This window comes from Marinovum sp., from assembly GCF_034669705.1.
Classification (GTDB): Bacteria; Pseudomonadota; Alphaproteobacteria; order Rhodobacterales; family Rhodobacteraceae; genus Marinovum.
The window spans coordinates 158,252-173,854 of record NZ_JAXMOR010000003.1; the positions used below are offsets into that span (position 1 = coordinate 158,252).

Annotated in this window: 13 protein-coding genes; 5 read left to right on the forward strand and 8 right to left on the reverse strand. The window is 67.9% G+C overall.

Translation table 11 applies throughout. The features are described 5' to 3' along the window. Complete coding sequence (locus VOI27_RS03475; RefSeq protein ID WP_323763897.1) at positions 1 to 915, reverse strand: rhodanese-related sulfurtransferase; 915 nt, start codon at positions 913 to 915, stop codon at positions 1 to 3. Between the two features lie 38 nt (positions 916 to 953). Beyond that, positions 954 to 2,171 carry an Hsp70 family protein gene (locus VOI27_RS03480; RefSeq protein ID WP_323763898.1) on the reverse strand — a complete coding sequence of 406 codons (1,218 nt, stop codon included), beginning with the start codon at positions 2,169 to 2,171 and terminating at the stop codon, positions 954 to 956. A gap of 112 nt (positions 2,172 to 2,283) precedes the next feature. Here VOI27_RS03480 and pncA point away from each other — a divergent pair, with 112 nt between their 5' ends. The 3 genes from pncA (at position 2,284) to VOI27_RS03495 (ending at position 6,552) form a co-directional block, all read left to right on the forward strand. Then, positions 2,284 to 2,877: a bifunctional nicotinamidase/pyrazinamidase gene (gene pncA, locus VOI27_RS03485; protein ID WP_323763899.1), complete on the forward strand. Its 594-nt coding sequence runs from the start codon at positions 2,284 to 2,286 to the stop codon at positions 2,875 to 2,877. 16 nt (positions 2,878 to 2,893) lie between these two features. After that, a complete protein-coding gene (pncB, locus tag VOI27_RS03490) occupies positions 2,894 to 4,186 on the forward strand; it encodes a nicotinate phosphoribosyltransferase (protein ID WP_323763900.1) in 1,293 nt (430 codons plus the stop codon). 104 nt (positions 4,187 to 4,290) lie between these two features. Continuing rightward, complete coding sequence (locus VOI27_RS03495; protein ID WP_323763901.1) at positions 4,291 to 6,552, forward strand: hypothetical protein; 2,262 nt, start codon at positions 4,291 to 4,293, stop codon at positions 6,550 to 6,552. Between the two features lie 6 nt (positions 6,553 to 6,558). Here VOI27_RS03495 and arfB read toward each other — a convergent pair whose 3' ends face one another. The 6 genes from arfB to VOI27_RS03525 all read right to left on the reverse strand — a co-directional run bounded on the left by arfB (position 6,559) and on the right by VOI27_RS03525 (position 12,889). Beyond that, positions 6,559 to 6,978, reverse strand: a complete 420-nt coding sequence (gene arfB / locus VOI27_RS03500; RefSeq protein ID WP_323763902.1) for an alternative ribosome rescue aminoacyl-tRNA hydrolase ArfB — start codon at positions 6,976 to 6,978, stop codon at positions 6,559 to 6,561. A 607-nt stretch (positions 6,979 to 7,585) separates the two neighbouring features. Further along, positions 7,586 to 8,236, reverse strand: coding sequence for a queuosine precursor transporter (locus VOI27_RS03505; RefSeq protein ID WP_323763903.1), 651 nt, complete (start codon positions 8,234 to 8,236; stop codon positions 7,586 to 7,588). Between the two features lie 188 nt (positions 8,237 to 8,424). Beyond that, a complete protein-coding gene (locus tag VOI27_RS03510) occupies positions 8,425 to 9,309 on the reverse strand; it encodes an esterase-like activity of phytase family protein (protein WP_323763904.1) in 885 nt (294 codons plus the stop codon). 6 nt (positions 9,310 to 9,315) lie between these two features. Beyond that, complete coding sequence (mepA, locus tag VOI27_RS03515) at positions 9,316 to 10,263, reverse strand: penicillin-insensitive murein endopeptidase (protein WP_416374639.1); 948 nt, start codon at positions 10,261 to 10,263, stop codon at positions 9,316 to 9,318. Then, the gene (locus VOI27_RS03520) at positions 10,239 to 11,594 is read right to left on the reverse strand and encodes an MFS transporter (RefSeq protein WP_323763905.1); all 1,356 of its coding nucleotides are present in this window, start codon (positions 11,592 to 11,594) and stop codon (positions 10,239 to 10,241) included. The genes mepA and VOI27_RS03520 overlap by 25 nt, the downstream gene beginning before the upstream one ends. A gap of 758 nt (positions 11,595 to 12,352) precedes the next feature. Then, positions 12,353 to 12,889, reverse strand: a complete 537-nt coding sequence (locus tag VOI27_RS03525) for an acyl-CoA thioesterase (protein WP_323763906.1) — start codon at positions 12,887 to 12,889, stop codon at positions 12,353 to 12,355. Positions 12,890 to 13,013: 124 nt separating this feature from the next. On the opposite strand from VOI27_RS03525, the gene VOI27_RS03530 reads away from it, so the two are divergent. Next, positions 13,014 to 13,301, forward strand: coding sequence for a YggT family protein (locus tag VOI27_RS03530; protein WP_323763907.1), 288 nt, complete (start codon positions 13,014 to 13,016; stop codon positions 13,299 to 13,301). Positions 13,302 to 13,556: 255 nt separating this feature from the next. Then, positions 13,557 to 15,602 carry a DNA helicase RecQ gene (recQ, locus tag VOI27_RS03535; RefSeq protein WP_323763908.1) on the forward strand — a complete coding sequence of 682 codons (2,046 nt, stop codon included), beginning with the start codon at positions 13,557 to 13,559 and terminating at the stop codon, positions 15,600 to 15,602. Position 15,603: the final 1 nt, after the last annotated feature.

Consider the following 15,603-nt stretch of genomic DNA (forward strand, 5'->3'; position numbering starts at 1 on the left):
TCAGGCGCCGTGATCGCCGCCGAGGTGGGTCTCGCCGCGCTGGCGGGCCAGTTCGATCTGTTTCTGGCGTTCGCGAAAGCGGGCCTTGTCCTCTGCGCTGGTCTCATCCGCGCAGTGGTGGCAGGCGACGCCGTGTTCGTACTCCGGTCGGTCGCGGTCCTCGGGCAGGATCGGACGGCGGCAGGCGTGGCAGAGCAGGTGCGGGCCCTCGCGCAGGCCGTGGGAGACCGAGACCCGGCCGTCGAAGACGAAGCAGTCGCCGTGCCAGCTGCTTTGCGCTTCCGGCACTTCCTCGAGGTACTTCAGGATGCCGCCCTTGAGATGAAAGACATCCTCCACCCCCTGGCTCAGCAGGTAGTTGGTGGATTTCTCGCAGCGGATGCCGCCGGTGCAGAACATCGCTACCTTCTTGTTGTGAAAGCGCTGCTTGTTCGCCTCCCACCATGCCGGGAAGTCGCGGAAGCTGGCAGTCTGCGGGTCGATGGCGCCGTCGAAGGTGCCGATCGCGGTCTCGTACTCGTTGCGGGTGTCGATCACCGCCACGTCGGGCTGGCGGATCAGCGCGTTCCACTCGGCGGGTTCGACGTAATGGCCGACGCGGGCGCGCGGGTCGACGTCGGGCTGGCCCATGGTGACGATCTCGCGCTTGAGCCGCACCTTCATCCGGGGGAACGGCGGCGCGCTGGCGGTGCTTTCCTTGTGCTCCAGACCGTCGCAGCCGGGCAGGGCGCGGAGATGCGCCAGCATCGCGCCAATGCCGGCGCGGGGGCCGGCGATGGTGCCATTGATCCCTTCGTGCGCCAGGAGCAGCGTGCCGGTGATGCCCTGAGTGCGGCAGAGGTCCTTCAGCGGGCCCTGCAGCGCGGCGGGATCGGCAAAGCGGGTGAAGTGATAGAGCGCGGCGACGGTGTACATGCGCCCGCATGTAGGCAAAACGGGCGGCGCAGGCAAGATCACTGCGCCGCCATCGCCAGCCCGTGCACCACCGCGGTAAAGACCTCGGCGGTTTCCTGCCGCGCCGCGGGCAACCGCCGGGCCAGCGCCTGGCGCACACCGGTAAGGAGGCTCGATCCGCCGACGAAGACCACCATGTCGACCTGATCGGGACGGCAGTCGGCGTCTTTCAGCGTCGCCAGTGCCATCTCGCCGATGCGCTCGGCGGCGCTGGCAAGCTCGGCCTGCAGTTGCAGCCCCCAAAGCTCGACGCGCAGCCCGCGTTCGACCACGTCGAGGACGATCTCGCCGCGTTCGGCGTCATTGGCGGCGATCTTGCCGGCCTCGACCGCGTAGGCAATGTCATGGCCGAGGTGCATCTCGAGCACTTCCGCCAGCCGCTCGAAGCGCTCGGGCTCTTTCGCCAGCCGCACCCAGCGTCTGACCTCGCGTAGCAGCGCCGCGTCATAGACAAAGGCGATCTTTTCCCAGCTGGCGAGGTCATGGAACAGAGCGCGCGGGGCGGCGTGGGTCTTGGCGCCCAGCTCGGCGCCGATCTCGGCACCGTGGCCCAGCAGCGGCATCACATGCGCGAGACTCAGGCTGCGGTCGAAATCGGTGCCGCCGAGGCGCAGGCCGCGGCTGGCGATCACCCGGGTCTGGCCGTTCGCGCGCTCGCAGAGGGTGAAATCCGAGGTGCCGCCGCCGATGTCGACGATCAGCATGCGGCCCTCGCCGGCGACGGCCAGCGCCGCGGCCTCGGGTTCCGGCAGGAATTCGACCGCATCGAAGCCGGCCAGCGCATAGGCCTCGCGCAGGTCGATCTCGGCCTGGGCGTCCTTGCCGTCGGACTCGGAGTGGAATTTTACCGGCCGGCCGGAGATCGCGGTGTCATAGGTCTCGCCGGTCAACGCCTCGGAGCGGGCGCGGATCTCGGCCAGGAACCGCCCGATCACCTCGATCAGGGTCAGCCGTTCGTTCAGGAAGCGGCGCTTCTCGCGTGCCAGCGGGGTGCCGAGGATGCTCTTGAGCCCGCGCATGAAGCGGCCGTCCTGGCCCTCCATCATCGCCCGCGCCGCCGCCGCGCCATAGACGAAGCGCTTGTCGGTGAAGTCGACGAAGACCGCCGTCGGCAGGGTCTGCGCCGTGCCCTCCAGCGGCAGGGCCACCGGGCGACCGTCCCGGAGGATGCCGGCGCCGGTGTTGGAGGTTCCGAAATCTATGCCAAGCCGTGCCATCCGCACCTCCGTTCAGTCGCGAAGCGGCGGCTATAGCGCCAAGGATCGGCCATGGCAATTCCGCTTGGCCGATTCTAAGCTGCGGCCGACAGGGACAAACAGGAGGCCGCCGATGCGCGCTCTACTCGTGATCGACGTGCAGAACGATTTCTGCCCCGGCGGGGCGCTGGCGGTGACGGGCGGCGACGAGATCGTCGCGCCGATCAATGCGCTGATGGGTGACTTCGATGCCGTGGTGCTGACCCAGGACTGGCATCCCGCCGGGCATTCCTCCTTTGCCAGCCGGCACGAGGGCAGGGCGCCCTTCGAGGTGACCGAGATGGCCTATGGCCCGCAGGTGCTCTGGCCGGATCACTGCGTTCAGGGCTCGGACGGCGCGGCGTTTCATCCCGCGCTCGAGACCACGCGGGCCGATCTGATCATCCGCAAGGGGTTCCGCCCGGCGATCGACAGCTACTCGGCCTTTTTCGAAAACGATCACGCCACGCCCACCGGGCTCGAGGGCTACCTGCGCAGCCGTGGCATCGATGAGCTGGTGATGGTCGGGCTGGCACTGGATTTCTGCGTTGCCTTCTCGGCGGTGGATGCGGCCAAGCTGGGGTTTGACGTGACGGTGCTGGGGGATCACTGCCGGGCCATCGATCTTGACGGCTCGCTCGCCACCGCGACGGCCAACATGCAAAAGGCCGGCGTTTCGCTGCGCTGACCGGAGGACACTGACCATGGTCGATATCGCCACCCGCGTGTGGAATCACAAATGGAAGATCGATCCGATCGTCCGTTCGCTGATCGACACAGATTTCTACAAGCTGCTTATGTGCCAGTCGGTGTTTCGCAACAAGCGCGACACCCAGGTCACCTTTTCGCTGATCAATCGCACCAAGTCGGTGCGTCTGGCCGAGCTGATCGACGAGGGTGAGCTGCGCGAACAGCTCGATCACATCCGCTCGCTGTCGCTGTCGCGCGGCGAAAGCACCTGGCTGCGCGGCAACATGTTCTATGGCAAGCGCTCGATGTTCCGGCCGGACTTCATGGAGTGGTTCGAGAACCTGCGCCTGCCGCCCTATCACCTGGAAAAGCGCGACGGGCAGTACGAGCTGACCTTCGAGGGCAACTGGCCCGAGGTGATGCTCTGGGAAATCCCGGCGCTGGCGGTGCTGATGGAGCTGCGCGGGCGGGCGGTGCTCAACGATATGGGGCGGTTCGAGCTGCAGGTGCTCTATGCCCGGGCGATGACCAAGTTGTGGGAAAAGGTCGAGAGCCTGCGCGCCCTCGACGGCCTGCGGATCGCCGATTTCGGCACAAGGCGGCGGCATTCGTTTCTCTGGCAGGACTGGTGCGTGCAGGCGATGACCGAGGGGCTGGGCAAGAGCTTTGTCGGCACCTCGAACTGTCTGATCGCCAAGAACCGCGATCTCGAGGCGATCGGCACCAATGCCCACGAGCTGCCGATGGTCTATGCCGCGCTGGCCGAGGATGACGCGGCACTGGCGCGCGCGCCCTACGACGTGCTGGCCGACTGGCAGGACGAGCACGAGGGCAACCTGCGGATCATCCTGCCCGACACCTATGGCACCCAAGGCTTTCTCGACAAGGCGCCCGACTGGCTGGCCGGCTGGACCGGCATCCGCATCGACAGCGGCGATCCGGCCAAGGCGGCGGAGGCGGCGATCGCCTGGTGGCAGGACCGCGGCGAGGACCCGCGCGACAAGCTGGTGATCTTCTCGGACGGGCTCGACGTGGCCAATATCGCGGCGCTGACGGCGCGGTTTTCCGGCCGTGTGCGGGTGTCCTTCGGCTGGGGCACCAATCTGACCAATGATTTCCGCGGGCTGGTGCCGGACGGCGGGCTCGACGCCTTTTCGCTGGTCTGCAAGGCGGTCTCGGCCGAGGGGCGGCCAACGGTCAAGCTTTCAGACAACCCGGAAAAGGCGATGGGCCCGGCGGAGGAGATCGCACGCTACAAGCGGGTGTTCGGAGTGGGCGAGCAGGAGCGGATCGAGGTGGTGGTCTAATCGCACCTCAGCAACGGCTGGCCCTGTCCGACATGTCTTGATCCTGCCGCTTCGTGATCTACCTCGAAGGGGGAGTGCGAACCGGATGAGAGGGAGTGACTGACATGGCCGACAAGACTGACAAGCCGACAACGGGCGGTGACAGCAAGGCGGGCAGCCAAGCAAAGCCCCGCGAGGTTTCCAAGACCGAGCCGGCCCAGCGCTCGGCAGACACCAAATCCGGCGAGACGGCATCGAAGACGGCATCCAGTCCGGCCGAGAGCGCGGCAGCCGAGACGTCCAAATCCGCCTCGACCGAGGCATCCTCGTCAAAGCCCGCGTCAACCACCGGAGCCTCGTCGAAATCCGCGGGGGCCTCTGCAAAGGCAGCGACCCCGGCCTCCGGCGGGGCCTCGGGCGGTGCAGGCACACCCCCTCCCACCGGCGCGTCCGGCGGAGAGAACGGTTCCGGCAGCAATCGCACTTGGCTGTTCGCATTGGCGGTGGTGGCCGCTGTGGGCTGGGTCTGGGCGTTCTACCAGATGGCCGGCCGGTCCGAGCTTGAACAGGAAATGTCCGCCAAGGTCGAGGAGGCCACTCTGCAACGTGAAGAGGTGGCAGCCGCTCTTGCCGCGGTGGAAACCGCTTCGGGCGAGCTGACCGACATCGAGTCGCGGATTGACGCCACGAGCAGCGAACTCGCCGAGCTTGATACACAGCGTCAGCAGTCGCAGTCCGAATTCGAGGCCGAACTGGCCGCCCTTGCAGACCGGCGCACCCAATCCGAGACCGACCTTGCGGCCGAGCTCGAGCGGATGACCGCCGAGCTTGATACCGCGCGCAGCGACTTTGATGCCGAGCTGGCGAAGTTGACCGAACGGCGCGACGCGGCAGTGAGCCAGACCGAGGAGGCCGAAACCCGGCTCGCCGACGTCAACGCCGAGCTTGAATCGGCCACCGCGACACTGGAGTCGCGCCAAGCCGAGCTGCCCCGGCTGGAAGAGGAAATCACCCGCAATCAGGAATTGCAGGCTGAAACCGAAGCTACCGTCGCCGAGCTCACCAAGTCGCTCGACACGGTCGGTGGCCGGCTGCAGGAGGCGCGCGCGCAAGAAAGCGATCTGCGCAAGACCCTCGAGACGCTGCAGAGCGAAGCCGCGGCCCTGAGTGAAGAGATGGCCAGCGCCGAGACCCGCATGCAGGAGGCGCGCACCGCCGAGGCCGAGTTGCAGGAGATGTCGAAGACCGTGACCAGCGAGGTGACCGCTCTGCGCGAGCAGCGCCGGGACCTTGACGCTGCGGTCGCCGAACTCGCCGCCCGCCGCGATGCGCTCGAGGCCGATATCACCGACGCCAATCAACAGCGCGCCGAGGTGCAGACCGAGGTGACGGACCTGACCGAACTCCTGAACAGCCGATCCGAAGAACTCGTCGCGATGGAGCAGCGGGTGGCGGCGTTGCAACAGGAGGGCGGGCTCGCGGGTGAGATCAACCCGGAGACGTCTTCGGAGTCCGAAGGCGCGGATGCTGCTCCGGCGATGTCCGGCGAAGCTTCCGACGGGCCCCAAGGTGGCTCGCAAGCAGGCGACGCCGCGCCGGAAGGCGATGCCGCGGCCGATCCGGCCGCGTCGGCGGAGAGCTCCGAGGGCGAGGAAGCCAAGGCCGAAACCGCCGGACAGGAGGCCCCTGCCGAAAACGCAGGCGAAGGTTCGGCAGCCGGCGACAGCGATGGCTCAACCTCGGAGGACGCCGGTGAGGGCGCATCCGCCGAAGCAACGGAGGACGCACCAGCGACCGAGACCCCCGGCGAAAACACGCCCGCCGAGCGCACCGAACCCGGTTCTGAACAGGACGCGGCAGCCGCCACCGAGGATGCCACCGACACCGCGTCGCAAGAGAACGATGGTACAGGTGACGCCGCCAGCTCCGAAACCGCCTCCGACCGCACGGAAGCTCCCGAAGGCGCGTCCGATCAGGCCGGCACGGCCGACGACGCGACAGACCAGGGCGCAGCAGAGGCGGGTGAAGCCGACACTGCGCTCGGAACCCTGCAGACCGCCGATCCCGACACCGGCGAAACGCCCACCAACGGCCAGTCGCTGCAACCCGGGGCCTACCGCACCGGTGACGTCGAGGCGCGATTTGCTCAGGACGGCCGGTTCGATTTCAGCAACTCGGTCGAAGGCGGCGCCGTCAGGGGGCGATATGTGCTCGACGGCGCGACGCTGACCCTGCTCGACGCCGTGGGCGATCTGCGGCGCGGGGTGCGCTTTCCGCTGCGCTGTTCGGTCGCTCTGGTCGACTCCGGTTTCGTGCTCGGCGAGCCTGAGGGCGAGGGCCCGGGCTGCGGACCGCTCACCGGCGCGGCCTTCGAGACCGCGAACTGAACAGGGTCACTCCTCGACCTTGCCGCGCAGCGCCTTGACGGTGCTGCGCTTTTTCTTTTCCTCCACCCGTTTGCGCTTCTGGTTCGCCGACACCCGTGTCGCGATGCGCCGCTTGGGGCGTTCCAGCGCCTTGCGGATCATCTCGGCCAGCCGCTCGCGGGCGATCTCGCGGTTGCGGGCCTGGCTGCGGGTGTCCTCGACCTGGATGATCAGCGCGCCGTCGCGGGTCCATTTGCGGCCGGCGATGCGTTGCAGGCGGCGTTTCACCGGCTCTGGCAGGGCCGGCGAACGGGCAGCCTCGAAGCGGAGCTCGACCGCGGTCGAGACCTTGTTGACGTTCTGGCCGCCGGGGCCGGAGGCGCGGATGAACTGTTCCGTCAGCTCCCAGTCGGCGATCTCGATCTGATCATTGATGCGCAGGGTCATGCGGCTGAATATGGCAGGCTGAGGGGGAACGGCAAGTTCGGTTGGAAGAGCAAAGGCCCGCGGCGGCCCGTCCCGCCGCACCAGAAGTGCGACGATTCCGTTGGCACGCCTCCGGCGTGACGGGCGGCCGCCTTGGCTGCTGCAAGCACGTCGTTCAGAGCGTCTACGGACCTTGCCCAGATAAAGTGAACACCACGAGCGTCGCAGCGACACTCCGGGGGGCCGGCTCCCACGAGCGGCAGGTCGATGGCGGCGGCCTCCATAAAAACCGGCGCAGGACGTGATCCGGCGCCTCTCCGCCCCTTGCCCATGCGGTCCCGGGTCAAGGCCGGGACAGTGTCGCCTAGCCCGGCGCGGCACCGCAAGCGTCCGGACTCGAAAAGGGCCATGCCCGGCGGCATGGCCCTTCGAGAATGTCAGGAGGTGGGGCCGGTTAGGTCCTACCAATTCGGGGAAGCGATCCCCCCAAGGGCTGCCTCAGAGGGCGTCCCCCCGAACTGTTCCGACACCTTTCTCCAATACCTCTCTAGACACTGAAGCACCTCCTTTCTGTTTGTTGTCCGTAAGGGAATCATGGCACGGACAGCGCAAATCGCAAAAGGTTTTTTCAGGCCAGAGCGCGATTTTGCCCAAGCCAGGCAACCACTGCCCGAAACGGGATCAACGCCACCAGCGCCAGTGCCAGCTTCACCAGCCAGTCGGCAAAGGCCAGCGTCACCCAGAGCGGCGCCAAGGGACCCATGTTCAGGAAGGGCACCGCCTCCCAGGCCCAGTTGACGGCGCCATCGGCCTCGGCGCCGAAGACGGTGACCGAGGCGGAGAAAGCGATGGTGAAGAACAGCGCCGTATCGAGCGCCGAGCCGGTCAGCGTCGAGACCAGCGGCGCGCGCCACCAGCGGCCACCGCGGAACCGGTCGAACACCGCGATATCGGTGAGCTGCGCCAGCAAAAAGGCCGCGCCGGAGGCCACGGCAATCCGCAGCGGCACCGCGGCATAGGTATAGCCATCGCCCTGCAGCATGATCTGGCTGCCCACCAGCGAGCAGACCACCCCGGTGAGGAACCCGGCCAGAACCACCCGGCGCGCGGCGGCGACGCCATAGACGCGGTTCATCACGTCGGTGACGAGGAAGGCCAGCGGATAGGTGAAGGCGCCCCAGGTCAGGAGGCCGTCGAGAATGAGAAACTGAACGAGGACGTTCGAGGCCACGACAATGGCGGCCATGGCAAGAATGCCGGGAAGATGGGTGCGGTTCATGTCTGAATGCCCGTTTTTTGCAAGGTTGCGGCGACTTGGCTCCCGAACCGGGAACGGGCGGGGCATATAGAGCGCAGGCGCCCCGGTCAAGGGCGCGCGCTCCCGGCCCGGACCTGCTCTGAGGCCCCAGCGCCGCCAGAACGCCCGGAGGGGAGAGGCCCCGGGTCAAGCCCCGGGCGGGGTGGGCGCTAGGGCAGAACGTATTCGACGATCTCGCCGCGCTGGAAGGGGTTGAAATTGTCGTCAGACACCATCGTCAAGCGGATCTGCCCGGTGGCGGTGCGGGTGACCGAGAGACCTTCGAGGTTGTCGTGCCGCGCCAGATGGCTCTCGAGCAGGGTCTCGCCGGGGCCCAGTGCGTCCGCGGTCAGGGCAAAGCGCCGCACCCGAGAGCGAAAGCCCAGACCGGTGAATTCGCGCTCGAGCAGGTAGAACATCCCGTCCGGTCCGATATCGGCCCCGGTGGGCTGAAAGCCGCCAAGCCGCGGGATCGAGAACGGCTGGTCCCAGCGCGTGCCGTTGAACCGGTAGACCGGGAACGGCCGGGTCATCTGGCCCGACCGCTCGGGCAGGGTATAGAGCCAGCCGCGGCTGTCGACCGCCAGCGCCTCGAGCGAGGAATTGCGCTGCAGGCCCGTGAAATCCGGATGCTCCGGCAGGGCCTTGGCGCGCGCCATGTCCGGGTAGGCCCAGACCCGCGCCCGGCCTTCAAACGAGATGTAGCGCCGGCCATCGGCGGTGATCGCCAGCCCCTCGGCATCCTGCGCCACCTTGCGGTGCATCGGCTTGCCATCGGTATTCATCAGCGGCTGCGGCGCGCTGGCCTCGATGCCCGTGATGCGGCCGTTCTTGCGGATCAGCCGGCCCTCGACAAAGGCGCCCCGGTCGGAGATCGCGACAAAGCTCTCACCGTCCTCGGCCAGTTCGATGCCGGAAAACCCGCCAAAGCCCGGCGCCTCGCTGCGCCAGCTGAAGCTTTGCACATGTCGCCCCTGCGGCGGGGTCTCGGCCGCGATGCAGCCGCCGGCGAGTCCCGCCAGACCAAGGCAGGCCGCCCTGAGAAATCGTGTCATGTGACCTTACTGCGCCTCCAGCACGGCGGCGCATTGCAGCGGCAGGTCGCCCAGCACCAGCTCGCGCTTGGGTTTCGGCGGCGGCGCGTCGGGATCGGGCAGCGGCGGGTTCAGGATGCGGTCGACCCAGCCCTGCGCCTCGGTGCAGCCGTCACCCGGCGGCGGCGGGGACTGATCGACGCAGCCGCTGGCCCCCGATGGGCAGGCAAGCCGGACGTGGAAATGGTAATGATGCCCCCACCACGGCCGCACCTTGCGCAGCCACGACCGGTCGCCGGTCTCGTCGTTGCACATCTGCACCTTGGCGCCGGGGAAGATGAAGATCCGCGCCACCCGTGGATCCGACGCCGCGGCCTTCAGCAGCGCGTGATGCTCCGGCGTCCACTTGTCATTGGTAAAGGCGCCGTTGGCGCGGCGCATCGAGATCGAGGAGAGCTGTTCGCGGGCCTGCTGCGACAGCGAGAGATTGCTCGCCGGGCGCAGCCAGATGTCGGCGTCGAGGCCGATCTGGTGGCTGGCATGGCCGGTCAGCATCGGGCCGCCGCGCGGCTGCGACATGTCGCCGATATAGAGCCCGTTCCAGCCCGGCAGTTGCGCCGCCCGCGCCGAGAGCTTGCGCAGGTAGTCGATGGTCTCGGGGTGGCCCCAGTTGCGGTTGCGCGACAGCCGCATCGCCTGCCACGTCGGGCCGGTTTCTGGCAGTTGCACGCCACCGGCGAGACAGCCCTTGGCATAGCTGCCGTAGGGCGCGGCCGACTGGCGGGATCCCGCCTGTTTGGCGCCGAACAGCTGCTTGGCCTGCTTGCTCGACAGCACCCCCATGGAGGTGCCGATGGTGGGCTGCGGCGCCGCGGCGAGGCTGGCCCGTGTGGTGCCACCGTCGCCGCCGCCACAGGCGGCGAGAACGGCACAGAATATGGTAACGCCGGCTACTCTGAACGGGTGTCGGACCATGCTGCTCGGTCTCCCTCTGATTTGACCCAGCGTAGCAACAAAAGCCCGATCAGGAAAAGGCCGATCAGCGGGGTCACGCCCAATTGCTGCGAGCCGGTGAGCTGGGTCACCACGCCGATCGACAGCGGCGCGATGAAGGAGGTTGCCTTGCCCGCCAGCGCGTAGAGGCCGAAGGCCTCGGTCATCCGCGCCGGGTTGGCCTGGCGCACCATCATCGTGCGGCTGGCCGACTGGATCACCCCGCCGGCCGCACCGATCACCGCGCCGATCCCGTAGAAGGCGATATCGGGCAGGGCCGAGCCCTCTGGCAGCGGCACGCCGTAGAGCGCGCTGCGCGAGACCAGCACGGTCGAGATCGCCGCGAAGGTCAGCGCCAGGATCGCGGCGGTGATCACCGGCTTGGGGCCGAAGCGGGCATCCCAGCGGCCGCCCAGCCAGGCAAAGAGCGCGCCGGCGATGATTGCCACGATGCCGAAGAGGCCGACGTCGACCACGCTCCAGCCCAGCACCCCCGCGGCGTAGATGCCGCCAAAGACATACATCCCGTTCAGCGCATCGCGGTAGAACATCGAACTTGCGAGATAGGCAAAGAGCGAGGGCGTCTCCGGCAGGCGCCTGACGGTGCGGCCAAGGTCCCGCAGCGCGCGGGTCAGCGCGCCGGGGCGGCGGGCGGCGGGCTTGGGGTCGCGCACCCAGAGGAAGAAGGGGATCATGAAGAGCATGTACCACAGGGCCGTCAGCGGCCCGACGGCGCGGGTGCCTTCGCGCATCCCGGCATCAAGCCCGAAGGGCGGCGCCAGCCCCAGCATCGTCCGCCCGGTCTCGGCACTCTCGGCAAAGACGCCCAGCATCGGCACCAGCGCCACCAGCCCGCCGCAATAGCCGAAGGCCCAGCCGTTGCCCGAGATCCGGCCGATCTCTTCTCGGGTGCCGAGATCGGGCAGCATCGCGTTGGTGAAGATGGTGGCGAACTCCATGCCGATCAGCCCGACGGCAAAGGCCAGCAGGATCAGCACGAGGTTAAATTCGCCCGGTGCCGCAGACCAGAGCGCCGCCGCGCCCAGCACGTACATCGCCGAGAAGACCCAGATGAAGCGCATCCGCTGCCCAGAAGTGTCGGCCAGCGCGCCGAGGATCGGGGCGAGCAGGGCGATCACCAGACCTGCGGCCCCGATGCCGAAGCCCCAGGCGGCCTGGGCGGCGGTGCCGTCGCCCATCAGCTCCTTGACGTAGGGGGCAAAGATGAAGGTGAGCAGCAGGGTGTTGAACGGCTGGCTGGCCCAGTCGAAGAAGAACCAGCCCCAGATGCGTTTGCGTTTTGTCGCGTCCATGATGCCCCCTTTGGTCTGAGGGGGTTAAGCCCGAGTGGCGGGAGCGGCGCAAGATTTACTTGCTGAGGTTGGGGGATCTCGTGGCCCGGAACAAGGGCGCCGCCCGGGCCAGCGCATAAGTTGGACGTCAAGGGCCGGTGGCATGCTGAACCACGGCCTGGACGAATGACCGGCCTGTGTGACCCGGCCCGGAACAAGGCCGAAGGCCGCCGGGCCAGCGGTTGCCCGCCCCGTCGCACCAACGGTGCGCCGAGAATATGTGGCGCGCCTATGGCGTGACGGGCTGCCGCTTTGGTGAGGCAAGCGCACCGGTCAGAGGTCATACGGACTTGGCTGGCAAAAAGTGGACGATAGCAACTGTCGCAGCGGCATCCCGCGGGCAGCCGCTGGCCCGGCTTTCGCAAGCGTTAGACTACTGCGTTTCGCTGCTCGAGCACGGGTATCCCGCCAGCAGCTATGCTCTCGGTTCACAAAACCGTCCTGCCGGTGAACACCGGGGCTCGGAACAAGGCCGAAGGCCGCCGGGCCAGCGGCCGCCCGCCCGACCGGGCTGCCGCTTTGGCTGAGGCAAGCGCGCCGATCAGAGGTCATACGGACTTGGCTGGCATAAAGTGGATTGTAGCAACTGTCGGAGCGGCATCCCGCGGGCAGCCGCTGGCCCGGCTCTCGAAGGCGTTGGACCACAGCGTATGGCGCAGCCGCCGGTCCCTCGATGTGAGGCGAGCCGTCCTCCCGGGCGCACCGATGAACCCGCCGCCTCAGCTCTCCGACATCGGCGGCCAGGGCCGCGCATCCTCGGCCTGGCTCCAGGCCTGCACGTGGTCCGGCAACGGCGGCATCTCGGCTCCGCCGAGCTCGGCCAGCAGCTCCGGGGGCGGCACGATCCCGCCGGGTCCGGTCACCGCCATGCGGTACATCGCGTGGTTGGCGCATTCGCCGGAGGTCTTCCACATCGACTGTTCCAGGTAGACGAAGCGCCGGTCCACCCCCACCGCCCGCGAGCGCATCTCGAAGCGCTCGAACGGCCGGATCCGCCGGCGATAGCGGGTGCAGGAGCCGGCCACCGTCAACCCCCACTTGCGGCGCTGCAGCACCGCCCAGAAGCCGGTGCGCCGGGCCAGGGGAATGCGGCCGAGGTCAAACAGCGTCAGGGTGCGGCCGTTGTTCAGCTCCATCCAAAAATCGATGTCCCACGGCCAGCAGCGGTGATGCGACACATGGGTGCCGGTCAGAGGCAGCCGCGGTGCCTTGCGGTGCACGTAGAGTTCCTTGAACATGCGGATGAATGGATACATGGGTCACCTCCGGCCGCAGATGTGCGCCGCGAGGCCGGGCGCGGCAAGCCGTGACGCGGCGACACTTGTGCTTTGGGCCGGGCGCGCTTACCTAAACGGCGCGCAAAGCCGGAGAAACAAGCAGATGTACGCGATTTACGGGCCCCTGAAGCTCATCCTCGATGTGGCGTTCTTTATCATGATCGCCCATATCATCATGAGCTGGCTGATCAATTTTCAGGTGTTGAACCTGCACCAGCCGCTGGTCTCGCAGATCTGGCACGGGCTGAACCGGCTGCTCGAGCCGATCTATCGCCCGATCCGCAACATCCTGCCCGACACCCGGCCGCTCGACCTCGCGCCGTTGGTGGCCTTCATCATCCTGATCTCGCTGCGGGATTTCATCCTGCCGGAGCTCTTCGGACTGATCTGATACGTCGCGCCGCGGAGCGACTGCGCGCGTGGGGGCGATGCGACTGCCGTGTGGGCCACTTTATGCCCGCAAAGCCCGAAAGCCCGAAAGCGCACACAGGTGGCAGCCAAATCGCCGCCGCTTGGGGGCGCAGGGGCAATCTGCCGGCCTTGTCTCCGCGCCGGACTACCCCCTGTCTGACCCTTGTTCACCGAATCTCAATGTGTGATTGTTGGGATCAGAGCAGTATGACACCAACCTAGCAGGTCTTGCCCCATGGACGACGCCGCCACGCTATTGCGGGACGTGTTCGGATTCGACGGTTTCCGCCCCGGTCAGGGCGAGATCGCCGAAGCCGTGGCCCGCGGCGAGAACGTGCTCGCCATCATGCCCACTGGCGGCGGCAAGTCGCTCTGCTTCCAGCTGCCCGCGCTGATGCGCGACGGCGTGACCGTGGTGATCTCGCCGCTGATCGCGCTGATGCGCGACCAGGTGCGCGGGTTGCGCGAGGCCGGTGTCAACGCCGGCGCGCTGACCTCCGGCAACACCCCGGAAGAGACCGAAGCGGTCTGGCAGGCGCTTGAGGCCGGCAGCCTGAAGCTGCTCTACCTCGCGCCTGAACGCCTGGCCGCGGGGGGCACGATGCAGATGCTGCGCCGGATCGGCGTCAGCTCGATCGCCGTCGACGAGGCCCATTGCGTCAGCCAGTGGGGCCATGACTTCCGCCCCGATTACCTGCGCATCGGCGAGTTGCGCCGCGAACTGGGCGTGCCGCTCGCCGCCTTTACCGCCACCGCCGACCGCGAGACCCAGGACGAGATCGTCACCCGGCTGTTCGACGGCGAAGACCCGGCGCGCTTCCTGCGCGGTTTCGACCGGCCCAACATCCACCTCGCCTTTCAGCCCAAGGACAGCCCGCGCCGGCAGATCCTTGATTTCGCCGCCGCCCGCCGCGGCCAGTCGGGCATCGTCTATTGCGGCACCCGCGCCAAGACCGAAGGTCTGTCGCGGGCCCTGTCGGAGGATGGCCACACCGCGTGCTTCTATCACGGCGGCATGGAGGCCGAGGACCGGCGCATCGTCGAGACCCGCTTTGCCCGCGAAGACGGGTTGATCGTCGTCGCCACCGTGGCCTTCGGCATGGGCGTCGACAAGCCTGACATCCGCTGGGTCGCCCATGCCGACCTGCCGAAATCGATCGAGGCCTACTATCAGGAAATCGGCCGCGCCGGGCGCGATGGCGGGCCGGCCGAGACGCTGACCCTCTTTGGCCCCGATGACATCCGACTGCGCCGCACTCAGATCGACGAGGGGCTGGCCCCGCCGGAGCGCCGCGCCGCCGATCATGGCCGGCTCAACGCGCTGCTGGGGCTGGCCGAGGCGCTGGAGTGCCGCCGCAAGACGCTGCTGGGCTATTTTGGCGAGACGGCCGAGGCCTGCGGCCATTGCGATCTCTGCCAGACCCCGGTCGAGACCTTCGATGCCACCGAGGCGGTGCGCAAGGCGCTTTCGGCGGCGCTGCGCACCGGCGAATGGTTCGGCGCCGGCCACCTGATCGACATCGTGATGGGCAACGAGACAGATAAAGTGCGCCAGAAGGGTCATGACCAGCTGCCCACCTTCGGGGTGGGCCGCGAGTTCGACAAGCGCGGCTGGCAGGCGGTGTTCCGACAGATGATGGGCCATGACCTGATGCGCCCCGATCCCGAACGCCACGGCGCCCTGCGGATGACTGAGGCGGCGCGGCCGATCCTGCGCGGCGAGGCCGCGATCACCCTGCGCCGCGACACCATCGCCAAGGCACAGGCCAAGCGCCGGCCCGCCGTCAAGGCGATGGTCAATGAAGAGGACGCGCCGCTGCTGTCGGCGCTCAAGGCCAAGCGGCGGGCGCTGGCCGAGGCGGCCTCGGTGCCGGCCTATATCATCTTCAACGACCGCACTCTGATCGAGATGGCCGAGACCCGGCCCGCGAGCCTCGACGAGATGGCGCGGATCTCGGGTGTCGGGGCCAAGAAGCTCGACAGCTACGGCGCCGAGTTCCTCTCGGTGATCACCGGCGCCGGCGAGGAGATGCACCCCAGCCGCCGCAAGCTGGCCGGGCGCGATGCCGGCTCGGTCTATGACCGTCTGATGCAGGTGCAGGCCGATCTGGCGCGCGGCACCTGCGGCACCGAGAAGCCACTGTCCTGCTCGGCCTCGCTGCTGGCCAAGGTGGCCGAGCGCCGGCCGGCCGCGACAGACGAGCTCGAACGGCTGCTGGGCGAGCGGCGGACGGAACGTTTCGGCGCCGCCTTTCTGGACGTTCTGCGCGAAGCCTCCTAAA

Excerpts from the sequence above, each read along its gene's own strand:
- VOI27_RS03510 (WP_323763904.1), bottom strand. The coding sequence starts at position 9,309 with ATGACACGATTTCTCAGGGCGGCCTGCCTTGGTCTGGCGGGACTCGCC.
- VOI27_RS03530 (WP_323763907.1), top strand. The coding sequence starts at position 13,014 with ATGTACGCGATTTACGGGCCCCTGAAGCTCATCCTCGATGTGGCGTTC.
- recQ (WP_323763908.1), top strand. The coding sequence starts at position 13,557 with ATGGACGACGCCGCCACGCTATTGCGGGACGTGTTCGGATTCGACGGT.
- VOI27_RS03495 (WP_323763901.1), top strand. The coding sequence starts at position 4,291 with ATGGCCGACAAGACTGACAAGCCGACAACGGGCGGTGACAGCAAGGCG.
- VOI27_RS03475 (WP_323763897.1), bottom strand. The coding sequence starts at position 915 with ATGTACACCGTCGCCGCGCTCTATCACTTCACCCGCTTTGCCGATCCC.
- arfB (WP_323763902.1), bottom strand. The coding sequence starts at position 6,978 with ATGACCCTGCGCATCAATGATCAGATCGAGATCGCCGACTGGGAGCTG.
- VOI27_RS03520 (WP_323763905.1), bottom strand. The coding sequence starts at position 11,594 with ATGGACGCGACAAAACGCAAACGCATCTGGGGCTGGTTCTTCTTCGAC.
- mepA (WP_416374639.1), bottom strand. The coding sequence starts at position 10,263 with ATGGTCCGACACCCGTTCAGAGTAGCCGGCGTTACCATATTCTGTGCC.
- pncA (WP_323763899.1), top strand. The coding sequence starts at position 2,284 with ATGCGCGCTCTACTCGTGATCGACGTGCAGAACGATTTCTGCCCCGGC.
- VOI27_RS03525 (WP_323763906.1), bottom strand. The coding sequence starts at position 12,889 with ATGTATCCATTCATCCGCATGTTCAAGGAACTCTACGTGCACCGCAAG.
- VOI27_RS03505 (WP_323763903.1), bottom strand. The coding sequence starts at position 8,236 with ATGAACCGCACCCATCTTCCCGGCATTCTTGCCATGGCCGCCATTGTC.
- VOI27_RS03480 (WP_323763898.1), bottom strand. The coding sequence starts at position 2,171 with ATGGCACGGCTTGGCATAGATTTCGGAACCTCCAACACCGGCGCCGGC.
- pncB (WP_323763900.1), top strand. The coding sequence starts at position 2,894 with ATGGTCGATATCGCCACCCGCGTGTGGAATCACAAATGGAAGATCGAT.